At 55.3% G+C, this 22,131-nt stretch carries 12 protein-coding genes and 2 pseudogenes; 10 read left to right on the top strand and 4 right to left on the bottom strand.

Translation table 11 applies throughout. From position 1 onward, the window contains the following. Window positions 1-438: 438 nt before the first annotated feature. Window positions 439-2,568 (top strand): lysine decarboxylase LdcC, encoded by a 2,130-nt coding sequence (locus tag A7P99_RS00470; RefSeq protein WP_067527545.1) that lies wholly within the window; start codon window positions 439-441, stop codon window positions 2,566-2,568. A 246-nt stretch (window positions 2,569-2,814) separates the two neighbouring features. On the opposite strand, the gene A7P99_RS00465 is transcribed toward A7P99_RS00470, so the two are convergent. Both A7P99_RS00465 and A7P99_RS00460 read right to left on the bottom strand, forming a co-directional pair. Next, window positions 2,815-3,150 (bottom strand): hypothetical protein, encoded by a 336-nt coding sequence (locus tag A7P99_RS00465; protein WP_064106214.1) that lies wholly within the window; start codon window positions 3,148-3,150, stop codon window positions 2,815-2,817. A gap of 26 nt (window positions 3,151-3,176) precedes the next feature. Further along, window positions 3,177-3,611, bottom strand: a complete 435-nt coding sequence (locus A7P99_RS00460) for a surface-adhesin E family protein (protein WP_067686185.1) — start codon at window positions 3,609-3,611, stop codon at window positions 3,177-3,179. A gap of 81 nt (window positions 3,612-3,692) precedes the next feature. Between A7P99_RS00460 and recQ the strand changes: the two genes are divergently transcribed. Continuing rightward, window positions 3,693-5,525 (top strand): DNA helicase RecQ, encoded by a 1,833-nt coding sequence (recQ, locus tag A7P99_RS00455; protein WP_067527541.1) that lies wholly within the window; start codon window positions 3,693-3,695, stop codon window positions 5,523-5,525. A 72-nt stretch (window positions 5,526-5,597) separates the two neighbouring features. Beyond that, window positions 5,598-5,707, top strand: a pseudogene (locus tag A7P99_RS09895) (IS5/IS1182 family transposase); the annotation flags it as partial. A 371-nt stretch (window positions 5,708-6,078) separates the two neighbouring features. Here A7P99_RS09895 and A7P99_RS00450 read toward each other — a convergent pair. Then, window positions 6,079-7,302, bottom strand: a pseudogene (locus A7P99_RS00450) (alpha-isopropylmalate synthase regulatory domain-containing protein). Between the two features lie 1,470 nt (window positions 7,303-8,772). On the opposite strand from A7P99_RS00450, the gene A7P99_RS00445 reads away from it, so the two are divergent. The 5 genes from A7P99_RS00445 (at window position 8,773) to A7P99_RS00425 (ending at window position 14,161) form a co-directional block, all read left to right on the top strand. Continuing rightward, window positions 8,773-9,753 carry a class 1 fructose-bisphosphatase gene (locus A7P99_RS00445; protein WP_067686182.1) on the top strand — a complete coding sequence of 327 codons (981 nt, stop codon included), beginning with the start codon at window positions 8,773-8,775 and terminating at the stop codon, window positions 9,751-9,753. 133 nt (window positions 9,754-9,886) lie between these two features. Continuing rightward, the gene (locus A7P99_RS00440) at window positions 9,887-10,693 is read left to right on the top strand and encodes a carbon-nitrogen hydrolase family protein (RefSeq protein ID WP_067446334.1); all 807 of its coding nucleotides are present in this window, start codon (window positions 9,887-9,889) and stop codon (window positions 10,691-10,693) included. A gap of 110 nt (window positions 10,694-10,803) precedes the next feature. Then, window positions 10,804-11,493, top strand: a complete 690-nt coding sequence (locus A7P99_RS00435; RefSeq protein ID WP_067446331.1) for an NAD-dependent deacylase — start codon at window positions 10,804-10,806, stop codon at window positions 11,491-11,493. 181 nt (window positions 11,494-11,674) lie between these two features. Beyond that, window positions 11,675-13,552 carry a monovalent cation:proton antiporter-2 (CPA2) family protein gene (locus tag A7P99_RS00430; RefSeq protein WP_067446329.1) on the top strand — a complete coding sequence of 626 codons (1,878 nt, stop codon included), beginning with the start codon at window positions 11,675-11,677 and terminating at the stop codon, window positions 13,550-13,552. 15 nt (window positions 13,553-13,567) lie between these two features. Next, window positions 13,568-14,161 carry a 5-formyltetrahydrofolate cyclo-ligase gene (locus A7P99_RS00425; RefSeq protein ID WP_067446326.1) on the top strand — a complete coding sequence of 198 codons (594 nt, stop codon included), beginning with the start codon at window positions 13,568-13,570 and terminating at the stop codon, window positions 14,159-14,161. A 125-nt stretch (window positions 14,162-14,286) separates the two neighbouring features. On the opposite strand, the gene grpE is transcribed toward A7P99_RS00425, so the two are convergent. Beyond that, window positions 14,287-14,868 (bottom strand): nucleotide exchange factor GrpE, encoded by a 582-nt coding sequence (gene grpE / locus A7P99_RS00420; protein ID WP_067446323.1) that lies wholly within the window; start codon window positions 14,866-14,868, stop codon window positions 14,287-14,289. Window positions 14,869-15,128: 260 nt separating this feature from the next. On the opposite strand from grpE, the gene dsbD reads away from it, so the two are divergent. Both dsbD and A7P99_RS00410 read left to right on the top strand, forming a co-directional pair. Further along, window positions 15,129-16,913 (top strand): protein-disulfide reductase DsbD, encoded by a 1,785-nt coding sequence (gene dsbD, locus A7P99_RS00415; RefSeq protein ID WP_067686179.1) that lies wholly within the window; start codon window positions 15,129-15,131, stop codon window positions 16,911-16,913. A 432-nt stretch (window positions 16,914-17,345) separates the two neighbouring features. Further along, complete coding sequence (locus A7P99_RS00410) at window positions 17,346-22,121, top strand: NAD-glutamate dehydrogenase (protein WP_067686176.1); 4,776 nt, start codon at window positions 17,346-17,348, stop codon at window positions 22,119-22,121. The last annotated feature ends 10 nt before the right edge of the window (window positions 22,122-22,131 follow it).

Below are 22,131 nucleotides of genomic sequence, written 5' to 3'. Positions count from 1 at the left end.
CCATATCACAATATTTTATGATATGATGTATCAATAAATAGATAGACATTCAAAATAAATTGCCAATTCAGTCAATTATTAAGATATTGCTCTTTAAAATCAACTGGCTCTATATGCATGCAAGGATGCAAATGATTTTAGCATTTGTCCACTTGAACGCAACAGCTAAAGCAACTGTTAAATTTCCTTAGCAGTATTTAACTGTAAGACAGATATTCTACCCGCCGCCAGACAGCTTGTCTCAGGATATCATTAACGCACTATCCCCCTTGCCTGCATATACCGTATGCAGGTTTATTTTTGTCGTTGTGCTCGCAAACGGCAAAACACAAGTTGCCGCTGCTGCTGTGCTATTCTGGCACAGCAGCAGCAGCAAAAAGCCGGGTTTATCCGGCTAGCAAAGCAGCTGTTTTTTAATTTATTTAAAGGATTTAGATCATGAAGAATATATTATTAGGCTGTGGTCATAAGGAACTTGGTGACTATCTGAAGAGCTTGATTGCAACTTTGGAAAAGGGTGGTTACGCCATCCGAATAGCCCATGACCAGCAAGAAATACTGACGCTTTTGAAACATGATGCCAGAATAGGTTCCGTGCTTTGTACACTGGATATTTTCAACCAAGAATTAGACAAGAAAATTATTGCGCTCAACGATGAGTTGCCCGTATTCATTCTGAAGCCCACCGACTGCGACAAACCCGTGGACTTCGGCGCTGTAGGCGACCATGCCACCTTCATCGATTGCCACCTGTTCAGCAACGAAGACGTTGTTGATAAAATTGAAAAAGCAATCTGTCACTATATCGACAATATCACCCCGCCCTTCACTAAAGCCCTGTTTGACTACGTTGAGAAAAACAAATACACATTCTGTACTCCGGGCCACATGAGCGGTACCGCTTTCTTGAAATCTCCCGTAGGCAGTCTGTTCTACGACTTCTACGGCGAAAACACTTTCAAATCCGACATTTCCGTTTCCATGGGCGAGCTAGGCTCTCTGCTCGACCACTCCGGTCCGCACAAAGAAGCCGAAGAATACATCGCCAAAACCTTCAATGCCGACCATAGCTACATCGTAACCAACGGTACTTCCACCGCCAACAAAATCGTGGGTATGTACTCCGTGCCGGCCGGCAGCACCGTGCTGATCGACCGTAACTGCCACAAATCATTAACCCACCTGTTGATGATGAGCGACATTACTCCGGTGTATCTGAAACCGACCCGTAACGCCTACGGTATCTTGGGTGGTATTCCGCAAAAAGAATTCACTAAAGAAGTTATTACCGAAAAACTTGCCAAAGTTCCGGGCGCCACTTGGCCGGTACATGCTGTGATTACCAACTCCACTTATGACGGCCTGTTCTACAACACCGACAAGATCAAAGACACCCTGGATGTGAAATCCATCCACTTCGACTCTGCTTGGGTTCCCTACACCAACTTCAGCCCGATCTACAACGGCAAAACCGGTATGGGCGGTAAGCAGGTTAAAGACAAGGTAATCTTTGAAACCCACTCCACCCACAAACTGCTGGCTGCATTCTCACAGGCTTCCATGATTCACGTTAAGGGTAACCTGAACACTGCCACCTTCGGCGAAGCCTACATGATGCACACCTCCACTTCTCCGTTCTACCCCATGGTAGCCTCTACCGAAGTGGCAGCAGCCATGATGCGCGGCAATGCCGGTAAACGCCTGATGCAGGATTCACTGGAGCGTGCCGTTAAATTCCGTAAGGAAATCAAGAAACACAAAGCCCATGCCGATTCATGGTATTTCGACGTATGGCAACCTGAAAACGTTGATAACATCGAATGCTGGGAATTGCATCAAACCGACAAATGGCACGGCTTCAAAAATATCGACGCCCAGCACATGTACCTCGACCCGGTCAAGGTAACCTTACTCACCCCAGGCTTAGATAAAAACGGCCAGCTGGAAAAAACCGGTATCCCCGCCACCCTCGTTTCCAAATTCTTGGAAGACCGCGGCATCATCGTGGAGAAAACCGGCCCCTACAACATCCTCGTGCTCTTCAGCATCGGCGTAGACGACACCAAAGCCCTCAGCCTGCTGCGCTCACTGAACGAGTTCAAGTCCCTGTACGATGCCAACGCCACCGTGGAAGAAGTATTGCCGCGCGTATTCAACGAATCTCCCTCTTTCTACAAAGACATGCGGATTCAAGAATTGGCACAAGGCATCCACAGCCTGATCTGCAAACACAACCTACCTGAACTCATGTTCAGCGCATTCGAAGTGTTGCCGACTATGGTGATGAACCCGCACAAAGCCTTCCAGCTTGAGCTGAAAGGTCAGATTGAAGACTGCTACTTGGAAGACATGGTAGGCAAGATCAACGCCAACATGATTCTGCCCTATCCTCCCGGCGTACCGTTGGTAATGCCTGGTGAAATGATCACCGAAGAGAGCAAGCCCATCTTGGAATTCCTGATGATGCTGTGCGAAATCGGCGCCCACTTCCCCGGCTTCGAAACCGACATCCACGGTGCTTACCGTCAAGAAGACGGCCGCTACAAAGTTAAGATTGTTAAAGCTTAACCCACGCGGTATGGGGCTCTATGCCCTCGCAGCATAAACCAACCGGCCTGAACAATCAGGCCGGTTTTTTATATGACGATATAGCTGGGCAAGCAAAGGCTACCTGAAATTTTAACTGCGCAGAAACTCTGCTGCGCCGTGCTTTCAGGTAACCTCTCCATACGAAAAGGCTACCTGAAAGCACAGTTTTAACCAGTCAAAACCAGTTTCTGCAAAGTTACAAGTCTGCTTGCAATCAATCTCCGACTAAGGCTGCTGTCCGCGTACTGCCGTCCAAGCCGCGTCCAACCGGCGGCCGGCCTCTTCCAGCGTGGTATTCGATTGCTGCGCGGCCACATCCGCCTCATTCAATTGCGTTTGCAACTGCGTGATTTCCGCCTGTTTCTGCTGCAAGGCAGTTTCTGCCGCTTCCAAACGGGTGCGCAGCGTGTTCACACGGCTGCCGTTATCGGTTTGCGCCTTCAATGCTTCCTGATACGCCATCTGCGCACTCAAAAGCTCGGTTTGCGCCGCATCATCCGCCCAAGCTGGCGTAGCGGCGGCCAGCAGACACAGGCCGGCCACAATTCCCTTGATCCGCATATTTTCTCTCCTTAATTCTGCAAAAATCACAAAGTTTTGCCACAGGCAATTTCAAACTGTTTACCGCCGGCCGAACCTTTCACCACCGGCTGGGCAGGCCGCCTGGCTGTTTCATATTGGTTGGCAGCCAGTTTGTTGCCGGAAGCATCCCACATATCCACCGCGGCCAAACGGCGGGTGCGCGCCTGGCAATCGAACTGCCATTGGTTGACCGCCGTTTTGAAATGCGGCGTGTTCACATAATGCTCGCGCCCCACATCTGACACGGTAATCCGCTCGCGGAAGCTAACCCGGCTGCCTTCTTTCCGAATGCTGGAAATGTCTATTTCGTAACGCATATTGCCGTTCTGGCTCACGCCCACTTCTCTCCAGCTGCCGCCCAGGCTCGGCCCGCTGCTCATGCTCGGACATCCTGCCAACACCAACACTGCACACAGCCCGGCCCATCTCTTCAGTTGCATAAAAATCCTTTCAGGTAGCCTTCAAACGCTATAAAATCCGCGCCATTATATCCAACAAATCCCGCAAACGGAAAACCACCCATGCCACAACCCTCCGCCCTCAGCATCCTGCGCGAAGTTTTCGGCTATCACGCCTTCCGTGGGCGGCAGGAAGAAATTGTGAACGCGCTGGCAGAGGGGCAAAACCTGCTGGTGCTGATGCCCACCGGCGGCGGCAAATCCCTGTGCTATCAAATTCCCGCCCTGATGCGGCGCGGGCTGGCCGTGGTAGTGTCGCCGCTGATTGCCCTGATGGACGACCAAGTGGCCGCCCTGCAGGCCGCAGGCGTGGCCGCCGCCAGCGTGCATAGCGGCATCAGCAGCAGTCAGGTGCAGCAGATTGCCGACACCATCGAGGCAGGCTACCTGAAACTGCTCTACGTTTCCCCCGAGCGTTTGGTAAGCGAACGCTTCCTGCGCTTTCTCGACCACACCGAAATCAGCCTGTTCGCCATCGACGAAGCCCACTGCGTGAGCCAATGGGGGCACGACTTCCGCCCCGAATACCGCCAGCTCGGCCTCCTAGCCGACCGCTACCCCTCCATCCCCCGCATCGCCCTCACCGCCACCGCCGACGCCGAAACCCGTGCCGACATCAAACACTACCTCAAGCTGGAAAACGCCGCCGAATACATCGCCAGCTTCGACCGCCCCAACATCTACTACCAAATCATCGAAAAAAACAACGGCAAAAAGCAGCTGCTCGATTTTCTGCACAGCCGCCCCCACGGCGAAAGCGGCATCGTCTACTGCCTAAGCCGCAAAAAAGTGGAAGACACCGCCGCCTTTTTAAACGAACACGGCTACCGCGCCCTGCCTTATCACGCCGGCCTCACCATGACCGAGCGCAACGAAAACCAGCACCGCTTCACCCGCGAAGAAGGCCTCATCATCGTGGCCACCGTCGCCTTCGGCATGGGCATCGACAAACCCGACGTGCGCTTCGTCGCCCACCTCGACATGCCGCAAAGCATCGAACACTTCTACCAGGAAAGCGGCCGCGCCGGGCGTGACGGCCAGCCCGCCGCCAGCTGGCTGTGCTACGGCCTCAACGACTACTCCCTGCTGCGCGAACGCATCCAAACCGGCAACAGCAGCGACTTCCAAAAGCAAATCGAACAGCAGAAACTCGAAGCCATGTTTGCCGTGTGCGAAACCTCCGGCTGCCGCCGCGCCGCCCTGTTGAGCCACTTCGGCGAAGCAATCCCCCCCTGCGGCCACTGCGACAACTGCCTGCACCCGCCCGTCCTTTTCAACGCCACCGAAAACGTGCAGAAACTCCTCAGCTGCGTTTACCGCGTCGGCCAGCGCTTTGCCGCCGGCTACGTCATCCACGTATTGCGCGGCAAGGCCGACGACTGGATTCGGCAAAACCACCACGACCAGCTCTCCACCTACGGCATCGGTGCCGCCCTGTCCGACAAAGAATGGCGCGGCATCATCCGCCAATGCATCGGCCAAGGCCTGCTCGCCACCGACCCGCACAACTACCACGCCCTCATGCTCACCCAAGCCGCCCGCCCCGTGCTGCAAGGCAAGCAGACCGTGATGCTGCGCCCGCTCAAACGCGAAAAATCCGCCACCCGCACCCCGCGCGAACAATGGCTGCGCACCGAGCGCGAAGAGCGCCTCTGGCAGGCGCTGCGCCAATGGCGCACCGAACGCGCCCGTGCCGACAATGTGCCCGCCTACATTGTGTGTGGCGACCGCACCCTGCAAGATATCGTGCAGCAACGCCCCGCCAGCCTCACCGAACTGCAAAACGTCTACGGCTTGGGCGAAGCCAAAATCCAAAAATTCGGCAACGATATTCTCGAAGTCTGCACGCGGTTCACTCAAGACAGCGCCCCCGAACCCGCCCTGCCAGATGCCTAAGCTAATCCATAAAAGGCTACCTGAAATTTTCAGGTAGCCTTTTAAATGCGGACAACACGTTTCCAGCCAATTTATAGTGCATTAAATTTAAATCAGGACAAGGCGGCGAGCCGCAGACAGTACAAATAGTACGGCAAGGCGAGACAACGCTGTACTGGTTTAAATTTAATTCACTATACCTTTGCCACACATGGCGCAGCCCATATTATTCGGAGCAAGCCGGGCAATACCGAATCAGCAAAACCAGCTAGTTTAAATATAAAAACACAGGCCTTAATCAGATTCGATGCGGCAGGAATCAACTATCTGGTGCACAAACTGCCCTGCTCATACAGAATGATTCAGGCTACCTGAAAGCAGTATGGCGCTGCAAAACTCCGGCGAGGGATATCTGCATTGTTTGAGTGTGTACCTTCCCGCCTCCTGCACAACAGAAAGGCTACCTGAAAACCATACCACATAATTTCAGGTAGCCTTTCGTGCAAAATCAAACCGCCCTGCAGCATGATGCCGAAGGGCGGTACTTCAAAAGCAAACTGAAAACAAAATCCTGCTAAATCCCGCCTTGCGCCTTCACTTTTTCACCGCCTTCCAGCTTGTTCAACGCGGAAAGGTAGGCTTTGGCGGTAGCGGCCAGAATATCGGTGTCCGCACCTTGGCCGTTGGCCACGCGGCCGTTTCTGGCCAGGCGCACACCGGTTTCGCCTTGGCTTTCCGTGCCGAAGGTTACCGCATTCACCGAATAAATCTGCAATTCGGCGCCACTCTGCACCACGCTTTCAATGGCCTTGAAAATCGCATCTACCGGGCCGGAGCCGGTGGCTTCGGCGTGCTGCTCTTCGCCATCGGTGCTGAACACGATTTCGGCGCGCGGCAGTTCACCGGTTTCGGTAACGATTCGCTGCGAGATGAATTTATAACGATCAGGCGTGAGATTAGACATTTCGTCTGAAACCAGCACATGCAAATCTTCGTCAAAAATTTCGCGTTTTTTATCGGCCAGTTCTTTGAAGCGGGCAAAAGCAGCATTGAGCGCTTCCTCGCTACCCAATTCAATGCCCAGCTCGGCCAATTTGGTTTTGAAGGCATTGCGACCGGAAAGTTTACCCAAACTCAATCGGTTGGCCGACCAACCCACCGATTCGGCCGACATGACCTCATAGGTTTCCCGATGTTTAAGCATGCCATCTTGGTAGATGCCGGATTCGTGGGCAAAAATTGGCACCCATAATGGCATTATTGGGCTGCACCGGATAGCCGGTGATGCTGGACACCAGCTTAGACGCGGGTACGATTTGGGTGGTATCGATGCCGGTTTCCCGGCCAAACAAGTCGTGCCGCACTTCCAGCACCATCACGATTTCTTCCAAGCTGACGTTGCCGGCCTCGATTACATCCACCCCCAGCCTCTCCAGCTGTCGTGCCACGCGTACTTTTTCTTCCTTGGTTATGGCGGCGCCCGGAGATTGCTCACCATCGCGTAGAGTGGTATCGACCACTATGCGGCTACTACCGGGCTGTGCCGGGACATGCTGCAAAGTAGGCTACTGCTCCAAAAAAGCATTCAAGTCCAACGACCTGCCCTGCACTTCAGCCAGAGTAGTCAGCCTTTGCAGCTGCGCCAGCGGCAGCGAGCGCCGCGTGCGCGCCATTTGTAAATTGCCGCCGTGGAGGTAACTCCTTCGGGATCATGTAGGCGCAGTACCTCGGCTAATGCATTTACACCGACTAAATAAACAATCAGGAGATCGATATCGAGTTCATAATAGACTTTCAATCTAAACCGAGAATATAGTAGATGCCGCCATATATAGACATTTCTATAGACATAAAAACAAGCACAATTTTTACAAATAATGTGTAAACGAGTGAATTTTTATGCTTATTGCCCACAACCATTCACTTGTTGTGCATATGTTTTATCTTTTTTCACCTTTTTTGGTCACTATACTAGACATAAATGTAAAGAAATCGCTATAATTCAAAATAGATACAGAGGGTTTCCGAAAAAGAGAGTCTCGTTGAAACATAATATGTAAACAGCATTCTGCTAAAAGCGGCAAGCTTTGAACTCTTACCCTTGCGCTGCGATAACAAACAAATAGTAAATACTAATTCTGATACCTACAACCAGACAACTTCATCCCATACAACCAAGACTTGTTGCCTTACTAGATAAATTACAAAATAATTGAGGATGCAAGGTGTTTTGCGCTATTACTTGCGGGAGAATAACGATGTTTGATTTATCTCTCTCTTTCTTATTGCTAGCACTGCTGCTATGGCTGCTGGTGCGGCTGAAACAGCACCACCACCGCCAGCGCAAGCCGCTCACCGCCCACGGGCACGATGATTGCAGTTTTTTTACTCACGAGTATCACCGTGACAAACAATAGCCCGTTCTGTGGCAACCGCCCAATGTACGTTTCTGCTTTCAGGTGGTAGCCTCTCAGCCTAGAAAGAAGCTTATATCCCACACCTACTGCGCAGCCTTGCCTTGGCCGCACTCCTGCCCCCCTCCCGCTACAACACAAACCCCATCTGAACTAAGTGCTCGACCAACTGATTGATCCGCTAAATCTTTCCACTTGCCTGTGCACCACCGTGTCCACCACCTCCGATTTCACCAACCAGAAAATCGCCTCACCGAACCAACAATAACCCCTGTCCGAACCTCGAACAACACGCTGCCGAGCAATATATTACCGGTATTAACCGCGAAGTATTCCAATCTGAAGAAGTACTGAACCAATTGCATGGAATCAGTCACAATGCAATAAACCAAACCTATACACAGGAAGAGGTGAACATCATGATTACCTTCTACCGCACGCCGATTAGACAAAACGTGCTGAACAGGGTGATTAACTAAAGCCATGATGCCACCAATGATACGCCTGATTAGCCAACACTACGAACAGACAAGCCAACACCTCACTCCGCCATTCCGGCACAAAGTAAAATGCATTCAGCGCGAAGCGGAATGCACAGTTCAGCCAAGCCGCGTCGGCAGTAATAAGTGCCGTTAAACTTCCCACGCCAAAACATGGCTGCACGTCAAATTTCTCCCTGCAAACCCTACCCCGCCAAGCCGCTGTGCGGGTAAAATATGGCCATGCTAACAGGCTACCTGGAAATAAAGTCCCTACGCAGTTCAAATCCAGCGTAACGGCGCTGCCATGCCAAACTTTTCAGGTAGCCTTTAACTACAGATAACCCACAAAAACATCCTAATCGAGTTTTCCCCATGCCCACTCTATCCCAATTCCTCCAGCAACACCTCGCCGAACACCACCTCCCCGCCGAATTAGGCAGCGTGGTTTCCACCATCGTCCAAGCCTGCCAAACCATCAGCGGCCAAGTGCGCCAAGGTGCGCTCGCCGGCGTGCTGGGTGAAGCCGGCAGCAGCAATGTGCAAGACGAAGCCCAGAAAAAACTGGATGTGATCGCCAACCAAATCTTGATTGACGCCCTCTCCGCGAACCCCACTGTGGCCGGCTTGGCCAGCGAGGAAGAAGAGCAGTTTGTGCCCGCCCACGATCAAGGCCGCTATCTCGTGCTGTTCGACCCTTTAGACGGCTCGTCCAATATCGACATCAATATTTCGGTCGGCACTATTTTCTCCATCTTGGAAAAACCAGCAGGCCCGCTTTCTACCCAATCCTTCCTGCAAAGCGGCCGTGCTCAAGTAGCCAGCGGTTATACGCTCTACGGGCCGCAAACCCAGCTCGTGCTCTGTCTGCGCCACGGTGTGGCCGTATTTACGCTGGATGCCGGCAGCCAATTTGTCCAAACCCAGCTCAACCCGCAAATTCCACAAGCCACGCGCGAATTTGCCATTAATATGTCCAACCAGCGCCATTGGCAGCCACCCATGCAGCAATACATTGCCGAACTGCTCGCCGGGGAAACCGGCCCTCGCGGCAAAAACTACAATATGCGCTGGGTGGCCAGCATGGTGGCCGAAATCCACCGCATCCTCATGCGCGGCGGCATCTTTATGTATCCCAAAGACAAAGACGCGCGCGACCCGGCCAAGCCCGGCAAACTGCGCCTGATGTATGAAGCCAATCCCTTGAGCCTCATCATCGAACAAGCCGGCGGCGCGGCCACCAACGCCCGCGAAAACATGCTCGATATCCAGCCCGAAGGCCTGCACCAGCGCGTGGCCGTAATCATGGGCAGCCGCGAAGAAGTGGATTACGCCACCCGGTTGCACCAACAATAAACCCTTGGGCTACCTGAAATAATTTTGGCTTCGCCGAAACAGCCGCCCGCAACAAAATATTGCTTTAACCCCGTTGAAGCAGATGCTTTCAGGTAGCCTCCCCTTAGTTTTCCAATCTAACATCGAACACACTATGCAAACTATCCGCGCCGCCGCCATCCAACTCGTTTCTCACACCGACCCTGCCGTAAACCGCTGCAGCGTCGTACAGCAAGTGGCCGCTGCCGCCCAAGCCGGCGCCGACTGGGTGCTGCTGCCCGAATACTGGTCGTTGATAGGTCGGCACGACACCGACAAACTCGCCCAGGCCGAACAATTCGGCCGCGGCCCCCTGCAAATCTTCATGGCTGAGCTTGCCGCCCGCCACCGCATCGTCTTATTCGGCGGCAGCATTCCACTGCTCGCCAACGAAAGCGGCAAAATCATCAACAGCCTGCTCGTATACGGCCGAGACGGCCAATGCCTCAGCCGCTACGACAAAACCCACCTCTTCAGCTACACCGGCATCGGCGAAAGCTACTGCGAAGCCGACACCATCGAAGCCGGCAACAGCATCCCCCCGTCTGTGGAGATCGACGGCTGGCGCTACGGCCAAGGCGTGTGCTACGACCTGCGCTTCCCCGAAATCTTCCGCGCCCAGCAGCCGTTCGACGTACTCCTCCTGCCCGCCGCCTTCACCTACACTACCGGCAAAGCCCACTGGCAAACCCTGCTGCAGGCCCGCGCCATCGAAAACCAATGCTACGTTATCGCCGCTGCCCAAGGCGGCCTACACGACAGCGGCCGTCGCACCTACGGCCACAGCATGATTATCGACCCCTGGGGCGAAATCCTTGCCGAGCGGCCAGAAGGCGAAGGCTGGATCATGGCCGAACTCAAGCCACAACGCCTGCACACCGTGCGCAACCAACTGCCCGCCCTGCAACACCGCCGGTTTTAAACGCAAAGGCTACCTGAAAATCCATATCCTATTTTTCAGGCAGCCTCTTTCAAACAACTCAAGCTACCTGAAAACGAGTATTTCAAACAAAACCTGAAAGAAAGCAAACCATGCAAAAAATCGTCGTCCTTACCGGTGCCGGCATCAGTGCCGACAGTGGCCTGCGCACCTTCCGCGACACCGACGGCCTGTGGGAAGGCTACAAAGTGGAGGATGTGTGCACCCCCAAAGCCTTCGCGCGTAATCCCAAGCTCGTGATCGATTTCTACAACGAGCGCCGCCGCCAAGCGCAGGCTGCCAAGCCCAACGCCGCCCACCATGCGCTGGCCGAACTGGAAAAATACTACCAAGTTCAAATCGTTACCCAGAACGTGGACGACCTGCACGAACGTGCCGGCAGCAGCACCGTGCTGCACCTGCACGGCGAATTGAACAAAGCCCGCAGTAGCGCTGATGAAAACTACGTGATCGAATGGACGGGCGACCAATCCACTGCCGATACCGACCCCCAGGGCCACCCCATGCGCCCGTACATCGTTTGGTTCGGCGAGGCCGTGCCGCTGATTGAAACCGCTGCACGATGGGTGTCGCAGGCTGACAAAGTGCTGGTAGTAGGCACCTCGATGCAGGTGTATCCCGCTGCTGGCCTGTTGGAATATGCTCCCTACGAAGCCGAACGCTATCTGGTCGATCCGCGCCCGCCGGTGGGCTTGGCCGATATCAGCATCATCGAAGCCAAAGCCAAAGACGGCGTGCCGCAGCTGGTGAACAAACTGATTGCCGAAGCCGCGCGGCAATAATTGCCGAAAGGCTACCTGAAAACGTAAGTTTCAACAAAGTTAAAACGAGTGCAACAAGTTTCGCCCAAACGAACGGTGCAAACACCACTATCTATTTTCAGGCAGCCTCTCGCCCGTCAAATAGGCCACCTGAAACCCTAAGCCCTTGTTATAACGACAACTCACCTAGCACCACAAGCCCATGACTTCTATCTTACCCTACACTTTCATCTATCTTGCCTTCGCTGTGGCTGCTGTGCTTACCTCCAAAAAACTGGGCTTGGGCTCGGTGTTGGGCTATTTGATGGCCGGTATCGCCATCGGCCCAATTTTAGGCTTGACCAGCAAAGAAACCGAATCCATCCAACACGTTGCCGAATTCGGCGTAGTGATGATGCTGTTTCTGGTCGGCTTGGAACTGGCACCGCAAAAGCTATGGCAGCTGCGGCACAAGCTCTTAGGACTAGGCGGATTACAAGTGCTGCTCTCAATAGCAGTCATTGCCGGTATCACCGTAACCATTGGCAAAAGCTGGCAAATGGGCATAGCCGTGGGCTGCATCCTGGCTCTCTCCTCCACCGCCATCGTGCTGCAAACCTTCAACGAAAAAAACCTGATGCGGTCACCCGGCGGGCAGGCCGGCTTTGCCATCCTGCTGTTTCAAGATGTGGCTGCCATCCCGATGCTGGCACTTTTACCGCTCCTGGCCGCCACCCACCACCAAAGCAACCAGCATACCACCAACCTTTTGGCGAACCAACCCGGCTGGGTACTTGCCACCGTGAGTATTGCCGCCATCTTGGCGATTGCCGTGAGCGTGCGCTACCTTGTGCCGCGCATGTTCTGCTTCATCAGCAAAGTCCGCCTCAACGAAATGTTCACCATGTTCACCCTGGCCTTAGTGGTGGGTATCGCCACACTGATGTCGCTCATCGGCCTCTCCCCCGCGCTGGGCGCGTTCGTGGCCGGCGTGGCGCTGGCAAACAACTCCTACCGACACGAAATGGAAAGCCACCTCGAACCCTTCAAAGGCCTGCTTTTGGGGCTGTTTTTCATCACCGTGGGCGCAGGCATGAATTTCACCCTTTTATCCAAAGAATTCTGGGTAGTATCCACCATCACCTTAGCCACGCTGGCAGTGAAAGGCAGCATTCTCTTTATCCTAGGCCTACTGTTCCGCCTGCCACGCATGGGCAGCAAGCTACTCGCGCTGAGTCTGGCGCAGGCCGGTGAATTCGGCTTTGTGCTGCTTTCCATCGCCCGCCAGAGCCATGTACTGCCGCGCGCCATGGCCGACCGCATCTCGCTGGTGGTCGCCCTTTCCATGCTGCTCACCCCGCTTTTGTTCATCTTCTACGACAAAGTGATCGCCCCGCGCGGCATCGTGGAAGAAAACCAAGAGCGCCCGCAAGACATAATTGAAGAAGAAAACCCCATCATCCTACTCGGACACGGCCGCTTCGGCCAGCAAATCAACAGCATGCTCACTGCCTGCGGCTTCCACACCACCGTGATCGACTATCAGGCCGACACCGTGGAAGGCCTCACTAAATACGGCAGCAAAACCTACTACGGCGACGCCACCCGCCCCGAGCTGCTCAATTCCATCGGCCTGGCACACGCCAAGCTGCTCATTATCTGCATCAGCAACCTCGAGCATGCCACCTCAATCGTGGAATTCGTCCACCGCCACTACCCCAACTTGCCGGTGATTACCCGCGCCTACGACCGTATCCACGCCTACCACCTGCACCACGCCGGCGCCAACTACATCATCCGCGAAACCGTAGATGCAGCTATCCGAAGCGGCCGCCTCGCGCTGGAAAAACTCGGCATCAACTCCGAAAAAGCCCAAGAGCTCAGCGAATTCTACGCCGCCCGCGACCGCTACCAGATGGACAAAATGGCCGAAAAATACAATCCCGACCTGCCCATATTTGCCAACGAGCCCCTGCTCCAAGCCGCCCGCAAAATCGACACCGAAACCGCCCAAATGATGCAGGCTATACTGCGCGGTGAAAGCGTAGAGTGGCAAGAAGACCCAGAAAGCTGGACCCGCCTGAAAAAAGGCCTCACCTAAGCCGTTGAGCCCGCTATGCCAAGCAAAACCGACCTCCGCCGCCACTTCCGCCGCCAACGGCAAGGCCTGACGCCTGCCGCACGTCAGCGTGCCGAGAAGCGCATCAACAACCTGCTCAAAGGCTACCTGAAACGTGGCAAACGGCTGGCCATCTATTGGCCCATCGGCAGCGAGCTGCGGCTCGACAGCCTCGCCGCTGCCGCCCGCCAACGCGGCACCGAGCTCTACCTGCCCTACATCGAACCACGCCGCCAGCGCCTGTGGTTTACCCCTTTCCCGCAACAAGGCCGCCCCGAACGCCGCCGCCAAGGCAAACTGAACATCCCCCAATTTGCCGGCCGCAAAATCCGCATCCACAACCTGCACAGCATCATCATTCCCCTAGTCGGCATCGACCGGCGCGGCTACCGCCTCGGCCAAGGCGGCGGCTTCTACGACGTTACCCTCGCCGCCACCCGCCACCGCCTCTGCCCGCACAAAATCGGTGCCGGCTTCGCCTGCCAGGAAACCGACATCCTGCCCGCCGAAGAGCACGATATGCAGATGGACGTGTGGGTGTGCGAAAACGGCATCCGGCGTTTCGGCAAAACGGCCAATGTTCAGCGCTAACTAAAAATGGATACAACAAAGGCTACCTGAAACTTTAGCTTCGCAGAAACTTCGCTGCGCTGCGTTTTCAGGTAGCCTGCATTTGATATAGCAGGCTACCTGAAAATCCGTTTACAGCCCGAAAGCTATTCCGCCTCCGGCGCCTTGGCTACGGATACCGTGGCGGGGCGCAGTACGCGATCGTGCAGGGTATAGCCTTTCTGCATCACGTTCACGATGGTATTGGGCTCTTGCTCGCTTTCCACGATTTGGAAGGCCTGGTGGCGGTGCGGGTCGAGCTTGTCGCCGGGCTGGGGCAGGATTTCTTTAATCTGAGCCTGCTCGAAGGCATGTTTGAGCTCGGTAAGGGTCATCTCCACGCCCATTTTCAGCGCGTCGAAATTGCCGCTTTGATCAAGTAGTGCCATCTCCAAATAGTCTTTTACTTTCAACAGCTCTCCGGCAAATTTCTTAGTGGCAAATTTGTGAGCGGCCTGAATTTCTTCTTGATGGCGGCGGCCCAGGTTTTGTAACTCGGCCTGATGGTATTTGTTGATGTCGGCCAGCTCGGCTTCAAGCTCGGCTACACGCTGAGCAAGCTGCTCGGGCGTAAGCTCGGCAGTGGCTTCAGCGTTGTCCTGCGCCTTGGTAGCTTCAGCCTGTGCTTCTTGCTGCGGGAATTCGGTTTCTGGGCTTTGGTGTTGCTGGTGGTTATGGTGATGAGACATGGGAGTTCCTTTATAGAGAGCATTTGATCTGCCAAATGGGGAGGGATGGCGGCTTTTCAAGCAAAAGGGTGGCAGCGGGCGCAATTATTTTGCGGTGGCTGTCAGAAACAGCGTGTACCATCCGTCTATTCAGCAGGTCGGCTGTAGGCGGCAAAGTTAATCCCATCAATCGCTTTGTTAAATTAAGCCCATAGCTGGCATGATACTATTTCCTATAATATACGCAGATTTCTGTGTTTTTAATTTTCAGGTAACCTTATATGTTCAAAAAATTTATTCAATCTTTCATCCTGCCCGTGCTGTTATGCTCAGGTATGGCCGCGCATGCGGTGGATGCCAGCAACCTGCTGCCGTCGGAGCAAGCATTCCGCCCCACGGTGGCAGCGGGTGAGCAAGATGTGACCGTGCAGTTCCAGATTGCCGATGGCTATTATCTCTATCAAGAGAAAATTCGTGTGGAAACCGAGCCTTCCGGCCTGCTGGGCGCAGCTGAATTTTCGCCGGGTAAAGAAAAGGAAGATGAGTTCTTCGGCAAACAAACTGTGCATTACCGCCAAGCTGTTGTCAAACTGCCCTTCCAATCCGCTGCACCCGCCGCTTACCGCCTCACGCTCACCTACCAAGGCTGTGCAGATGTGGGCATATGCTATCCGCCAGTAACGAAAACGCTGGAAATTAAAGGTACGGGTGTATATGGCGATACGTCCACCCCGCCTGCCAGCGGCAGCAACCGCCTTACTGCACCGCAGGATGGCACGCCCGCTGCCAGCCCTGTGCCGCAGCAACGCAAAAGCCCATTCAGTCTGTCACGCGATACATTGGGGGCGAACCTACTGGCTTTTTTTAGTTTTGGCATTGGCTTGAGCTTTACCGCCTGCATGTATCCCCTGCTGCCCATTGTGTCGGGCATTATCGTGGGAGACCGTGCCAATGCCGGCAAACGCCGTGGGCTGATTTTGTCTTCGGTTTATGTGCAGGGGCTGGCACTCACCTATGCCGCTGTGGGCGTATTGGCCGGACTCACCGGCTCGCTGCTCACCGTGTGGCTGCAACAGTCATGGGTAGTGCTTTCCGCTGCCGCGCTGATTGTAGTGCTGGCGCTGGGCATGTTTGACGTATTTACCATCCAGCTGCCCTCCTTTATCCAGAGTTATTTCCAGCAGCAAAGCAGCAAGCTTTCCGGCGGCAAAATGGCTTCCGTATTTGTGATGGGTATGCTCTCAGCACTAATTGTTGGCCCCTGCGTGGCGCCACCCTTGGCCGTGGCCTTGGGCTATATCGGCCAAACCGGCGATGCTGCGCTAGGCGGCCTGGCCTTATACAGCATGGCACTGGGCACTGGTGTACCCTTGGTGTTGGTAGGTACTTTCGGCGGGCATATCCTGCCCAAGGCTGGTACGTGGATGAACAGCATCAAACACGCCTTCGGTATCATCCTTTTGGCCGTGGCCGTGTATCTGGCTGCCCCCTTCCTGCCCTATGCACTCACCGTTTCGCTCTATTCCCTGCTGCTGGTGATTCCCGGTGGCCTGCTATTGGGCAAACACCTGCGTGCGCGGCAACTCAAGCCACTGGCTGTAGGGCTGGGCAGCCTCTTGCTCACCATCGGCGTGTTTTTTGCCGTGCAGAGCGTGCGCATGCAGCCCACCTTCCTGCACCAAGCGCTCACCGTGTTCCCGCCGCAGCAAACCGCACACCAAGTATTTACCACGCCGCAGCAGCTCAACAGTGCCATGCAGAGGGCTTTGGCCAGTGGTAAGCCGGTGGTGCTGGATTTTTATGCTGACTGGTGCGCCAGCTGCAAAGAGATGGAACATAAAACCTTCAGCCGCCCCGAAGTGCAGGCTGCTGTGCCGCCCGATCGTGTATTTAAAATCGACCTCACCGACAACACGCCCGAGCATCGCGCGCTATTACAAGAATACGGTCTGCCCGGTCCGCCCGGCATCTTCGTTATCCACCCCGATGGCCGCCGCAGTAGCCCGCTCATCGGCTTTACCGAGCCAGCAGCGTTTATCGAGTGGTATCAGCAGCAGGTTTCCTGAGACCGATTGTAATTTAAGAGTGAAGGCTGCCTGAAAAGTGTTTCAGGTAGCCTTTTCTTTATTACAAGCAACAATCGCAATACTACATTCTTTATACAGTAAACAACAAGACACGTTCCCTCGATGGATTATTGCGCCCCTACGGGCTTACCACCTTGCCCCTAAAAATAATCACTTTCGCTATAACACTCTATAAAACAAAGTATTTCGGCTATTGCCTTTCCCACATCTAAGGCTACCTGAAACCTCTCCGCCACATCCTACTACCACCACCCCGCCACACCCTACCTCAAACGGCATATTTCGCGTATCATTAGCCCGTCTTAATTTTCATTATGATGGGTTAAAACCGGCAAAGAGAAACGCGACCAACTGCGTTGCTCAGATTGCAATCCGCCATACCAACCCAAGAAGCTCAAGAGGAGCCCCAGCATGAGCCTGCCGACCCCCGTTTTGCGCCTGCAAGACAGTGCCCGCCAACAGAATTTTGCAGAAGATTTCCTCCCCTTCCTTGCCAGCTATTATCGCCAGGCCGACTTTGCCGACCTAGCCAGCTATAGCGACACCGAACTATTATCTGCCGCCGATTCCCACCGCAAGCTTGCCCAAGAGCCCCGTGCCGCCGGCAAAGCCGTGGTGCGCGTTTCGCCCACTGGTGACACTGTGCAGCACACGCTGGTAGAAATTGTGGCCGACCATCTCCCCTTCTTGCTCGATTCCCTGTTGATGCTGCTCAACCGCGAGCAGCGTATGCCTTTGGCCGTGTTGCACAGCGCATGGCAGGTAAAACGCAATGCAGACGGCAAAGCTGCCACTCTCGAAGAAGCTGCCAAAGAAAGCAGCGCACAGGAAACTTTGGTGGCCGTATATCTGGAAGGCGGCGAGGCCGCACAGGATCAAAAACTGGCCGAGCAAATCCGCAGCCTCTTAGCCGAATTGGGCACAATTGTGGAAAGCGAACACAAACTGCGCGGCCAGCTTTTGCTGGTTAACCAGATGATTCTGAACGAAGGCCGCAGCCAAGATGCGGAAATCGTTTCCTTCCTCAGCTGGCTGGCCGACCGCCATTTCCTCCTGATGGGCTTCTGCGAATACGATTTGGTCAACCATTCCGGCAGCCCGCGCCTGCAGGCCAAAGCCAACACTGCGCAAGGCATCCTCGCTGGCAACAGCAATCTGATTGCCGATAATTTTGCCGCCCTCTCCGATGCCGACAAAAAACAATGGCTGCGCCACAACCGCCTGCTGCTCAACAAATCGCAGCAGCGCAGCCGTATCCACCGCCCGGCCTATCTTAACCAAGTCAGCATCCAAAAACTCAACGCCAACGGCCAAGTTGTCGGCCAATGGTGCTTCATCGGTCTCTACACCGACACCGCCTACACAGACAGCATCTGGAACATCCCCGTACTGCGCGACAAAGCCAAACGTGTGCTGAACCACTTTGATTTTGCCGATGGCAGCCACCAAGAGCACAACCTGCGCCACCTGCTGCAAACCTACCCGCGCGACGAGCTGTTTGAATCCAGCAATGAAGAACTGACCAAAGCTGCTGCCGGCCTGCTTGCGCTGGGCCAGCGCCCGCGCGTGCGCCTGTTTGCCCGCAGCGATGTATTCAAACGCTACGTTTCCGTACTGTGCTATCTGCCCAAAGAACAATTTGGCAGCGAACTATGCCAACGCATTGCAGGCTACCTGAAAACCACTCTGGCTGCTGAAAGCTGCGAATACGCCGTGCAACTGACCGACGACAACCCGCTCGCCTGCGTCCAATTCCTGTGCCGCACCAATGCCGGCAAACTGCCTTCCTTTACCCGCAGCGAGCTGGAACAACACGTTGCCGGCCTGGCAGCCAATGCCGAAGCCGCCCCGCAGGCTGCCGCGCCACAACCCAAAGCCGAACAGAAAAAACAGCCCGAAGCCAAACACAAAGCCAAGGCCAAATCCGCATCTGCCTCCCACGAAGACGATACCGCCTTCTCCGCTGCCTACCGCGAAGCTTTCAGCCCCGACCAGGCCATTACCGACCTCAAACACGCCGAACTCCTCAACGACAACCGCGTGCTGGTTACCGTCTTCTCCGAGCAGGAAAATCCAGCCGCGCCCTACGCGCTGCGCCTCTACACCCCGCAAATCAGCCCACCGCTATCGCAAACCCTGTCCATTATTGGGAACATGGGGTTCGACGTGCATACCGCTGTGCCCTATACCCTGCACACCGAGAACAGTGCCGTCGGCCTGAACCACTTCTCCCTCAAACCCAATGTGCCTGTTCACGCTCAAGCCGATGGCTGCGATGCCTTGGGAAGCGAACTGCCCGCGCTGTTTGCCGAAGTATGGGCAGGCCGTGTGGAAAACGACCGCTTCAACGCCTTGGTGCTCTCCGCCGGCATCACTTGGCGCAACAGTGTGCTGCTGCGCGCCATCGCCAAATACCTGAAACAGGCTACCCTGCCGTTCTCCCAAGAGCGCATCGAGCAAACCCTCCTCCGCCACGGCGCCATCGTCGCCAAACTGGTGGAACTGTTTGCCGCCCGTCTGCATCCTGAAGAAGCCGACGATAACCGTGCACTGATGATTAACAGCGAACTCACCGGCCTCTTGGCCGACGTGCCCTCACTGGACGAAGAGCGCATCATCAATGCCTTCCGCTCCGTGATTTTGGCCGTGTGCCGCACCAACTTCTGGCAAACCGATAAAGAAGGCAGCCTGAAATCCGAAATCAGCCTGAAAATCAAATCCAAAGACATCCCCTTCCTGCCCAAGCCGCTCCCGCTGTTTGAAATTTGGGTATACAGCCCGCGCGTAGAAGGTACCCACCTGCGCGGTGGCAAAGTGGCTCGCGGCGGCCTGCGCTGGTCCGACCGGTTCGACGACTTCCGCACCGAAGTACTGGGCCTGGTGAAAGCACAAATGGTGAAAAACGCCGTGATCGTGCCCGGCGGCTCCAAAGGCGGTTTCGTGTGCAAACAACTGCCCAATGCCGCTACCGACCGTGAAGGCTACCTGAAAGAAGGTGTCGCCTGCTATCAGATCTTCATCAACGCCCTGCTCGACCTTACCGACAACCGCACCGCCGAAGGCATCGAACCGCCGCAGCAAGTGCACCGCCGCGATGGTGATGATCCCTATTTGGTAGTGGCTGCCGACAAAGGCACCGCCTCCTTCTCCGACACCGCCAACGCCCTCTCCGCCGAACACGGCTTCTGGCTGGACGACGCCTTCGCCTCCGGCGGCAGCGCCGGCTACGACCACAAAGGCATGGGCATCACCGCGCGTGGGGCGTGGGAGTCGGTAAAACGCCATTTCCGCCATTTGGGTAAAGACATCCAAAATGAAGACTTCACCGTAGTCGGCATCGGCGACATGGGTGGCGACGTATTCGGCAACGGTATGCTGCTGTCCGAGCATATCCTGCTCAAAGCCGCCTTCAACCACCGCCACATCTTTATCGATCCGAACCCCAGCGCCGCTAAGAGCTTTGAAGAGCGCAAACGCCTGTTCCAAAGCGGCGGCGGTTGGGAAAAATACAGCCGTGCGCAGATTTCGCAGGGCGGCGGCGTGTATGAACGCAGCGCCAAGTCCATCGAAATTACGCCCGAAGTGAAAGCCTGGCTCGGTATCGAAGCTGACAGCCTCACCCCCAACGAGCTCATCCGCGAGCTGCTCAAAGCCGATGTGGAACTAATCTACAACGGCGGTATCGGCACCTACATCAAAGCCGCTTCCGAAAGCCATGCCGACGTGCGCGACAAAGCCAATGACGAAGTGCGCGTGAACGGCGGCGAAATGCGCGCCAAAGTGTTGGGCGAAGGCGGCAACCTCGGTGCCACCCAGCTAGGCCGTATCGAATACTGGCAAAACGGCGGCCGATGCTGCACCGACGCCATCGATAATTCCGCCGGTGTAGACTGCTCCGACCACGAAGTAAACATCAAAATCCTGCTCGGCGAAGCCGTGCGCGCCGAACGCCTAACGCTGGAAGAGCGCGACGAATTGCTCCGTGATATGACCGGCGAAGTGGCGCAACTGGTGTTGCAAGACAACTATCTGCAAACCCAAGCCCTCTCCGTTGCTCAGCTCAACCCGGCAGGCTACCTGAAAACCGCTGCCGCGCTCATCCGTTATCTGGAAGAAAACGCCGGCCTCGACCGCGCTGTGGAATTCCTGCCGGATGAAGCCGAAATCAAACGCCGCGCCGAAGCCGGCAAAGGCCTGAGCAACCCGGAAATTGCGGTATTGCTGTCCTACAGCAAAATGCACTGCCAAGACAACCTCTTGGGCAGTGACCTTCCCGACGATCCCAACTTCCTGCCCGCGCTTATCCGCTATTTCCCCGCCCCGCTCCATCAGCAATACGGCAGCGAAATGCAGCAGCACTACCTGCGGCGCGAAATCATCGCCAACCAGCTGGCCAACCGCGTCATCAACCGTATGGGTATGCACTTCATCCAGCGTTGTAGCGAAGAAAACCAAGCTTCCGTGGCCGATGTGGTGCGTACCTACTGGGTGGCCGATATCCTGCTCGATGGCGAAGCCCGTTTCCAAGCCGTGCAGGCTCTCGACAACCGCCTGCCTGCCGAAGCACAAATGCGTCTGTGCGCCGACATTGCCGACCTTATCGGCCATGTAGCCGGCCAGCTGCTGCGCAGTAAACGCCCCTTCGACAACATCGGCAGCCTCATCAGCCACTACCGCGCTCCCACCACCGAATTCATGCAACAACTGCCGGAGCGCATTCAGGCCGAAGAGCACCCCAGCGTCGCCGAACGCGAAACCTGGCTCAGCAGCTACGATGTGCTCAGCCAGCAGGATGTGGCCATGCTCGCGCGTCTGCCCTTTGCCACCAATGTGTTGGCCGTAGTGGATTTGGCCGCCAAAATCGGCAAGCCCATCGCCACCGTTGCCAAGGCCTACTTCATGCTCTCTGAAAAACTGAACATGAGCTGGATTTACCGCGCTATCGCCAAACTGCCGAGCGACAACCAATGGCAGTCGCAAGCCGGTTTGGCCATGTACGAAGACGCCACCAATATCTATTTGGCGTTCACGCGCGACTTCCTGCAGGCCGGTAGCAACAGCCGTGCCGCTGCCAAAATTGCCGCAGCCCGCAGCCAGATTGCCGACATGCAGCACTACGAACCAGCCGACTTGTCTATGCTCTCCGCGTTGGTACGTAATCTGTCCAAAATCGTGGCAGCAGACTGAAGCTGCATAG

Origin of the sequence: Eikenella sp. NML120348, from assembly GCF_001648435.1 — a bacterium.
In the GTDB taxonomy this organism is placed as follows: domain Bacteria; phylum Pseudomonadota; class Gammaproteobacteria; order Burkholderiales; family Neisseriaceae; genus Eikenella; species Eikenella exigua.
This window is presented reverse-complemented; position numbering and strand designations above follow the sequence as displayed.

What these genes read in the sequence shown, in the direction of transcription:
- A7P99_RS00470 (WP_067527545.1), top strand. Translation starts at nt 439, where the DNA reads ATGAAGAATATATTATTAGGCTGTGGTCATAAGGAACTTGGTGACTAT.
- A7P99_RS00465 (WP_064106214.1), bottom strand. Translation starts at nt 3,150, where the DNA reads ATGCGGATCAAGGGAATTGTGGCCGGCCTGTGTCTGCTGGCCGCCGCT.
- A7P99_RS00460 (WP_067686185.1), bottom strand. Translation starts at nt 3,611, where the DNA reads ATGCAACTGAAGAGATGGGCCGGGCTGTGTGCAGTGTTGGTGTTGGCA.
- recQ (WP_067527541.1), top strand. Translation starts at nt 3,693, where the DNA reads ATGCCACAACCCTCCGCCCTCAGCATCCTGCGCGAAGTTTTCGGCTAT.
- A7P99_RS00445 (WP_067686182.1), top strand. Translation starts at nt 8,773, where the DNA reads ATGCCCACTCTATCCCAATTCCTCCAGCAACACCTCGCCGAACACCAC.
- A7P99_RS00440 (WP_067446334.1), top strand. Translation starts at nt 9,887, where the DNA reads ATGCAAACTATCCGCGCCGCCGCCATCCAACTCGTTTCTCACACCGAC.
- A7P99_RS00435 (WP_067446331.1), top strand. Translation starts at nt 10,804, where the DNA reads ATGCAAAAAATCGTCGTCCTTACCGGTGCCGGCATCAGTGCCGACAGT.
- A7P99_RS00430 (WP_067446329.1), top strand. Translation starts at nt 11,675, where the DNA reads ATGACTTCTATCTTACCCTACACTTTCATCTATCTTGCCTTCGCTGTG.
- A7P99_RS00425 (WP_067446326.1), top strand. Translation starts at nt 13,568, where the DNA reads ATGCCAAGCAAAACCGACCTCCGCCGCCACTTCCGCCGCCAACGGCAA.
- grpE (WP_067446323.1), bottom strand. Translation starts at nt 14,868, where the DNA reads ATGTCTCATCACCATAACCACCAGCAACACCAAAGCCCAGAAACCGAA.
- dsbD (WP_067686179.1), top strand. Translation starts at nt 15,129, where the DNA reads ATGTTCAAAAAATTTATTCAATCTTTCATCCTGCCCGTGCTGTTATGC.
- A7P99_RS00410 (WP_067686176.1), top strand. Translation starts at nt 17,346, where the DNA reads ATGAGCCTGCCGACCCCCGTTTTGCGCCTGCAAGACAGTGCCCGCCAA.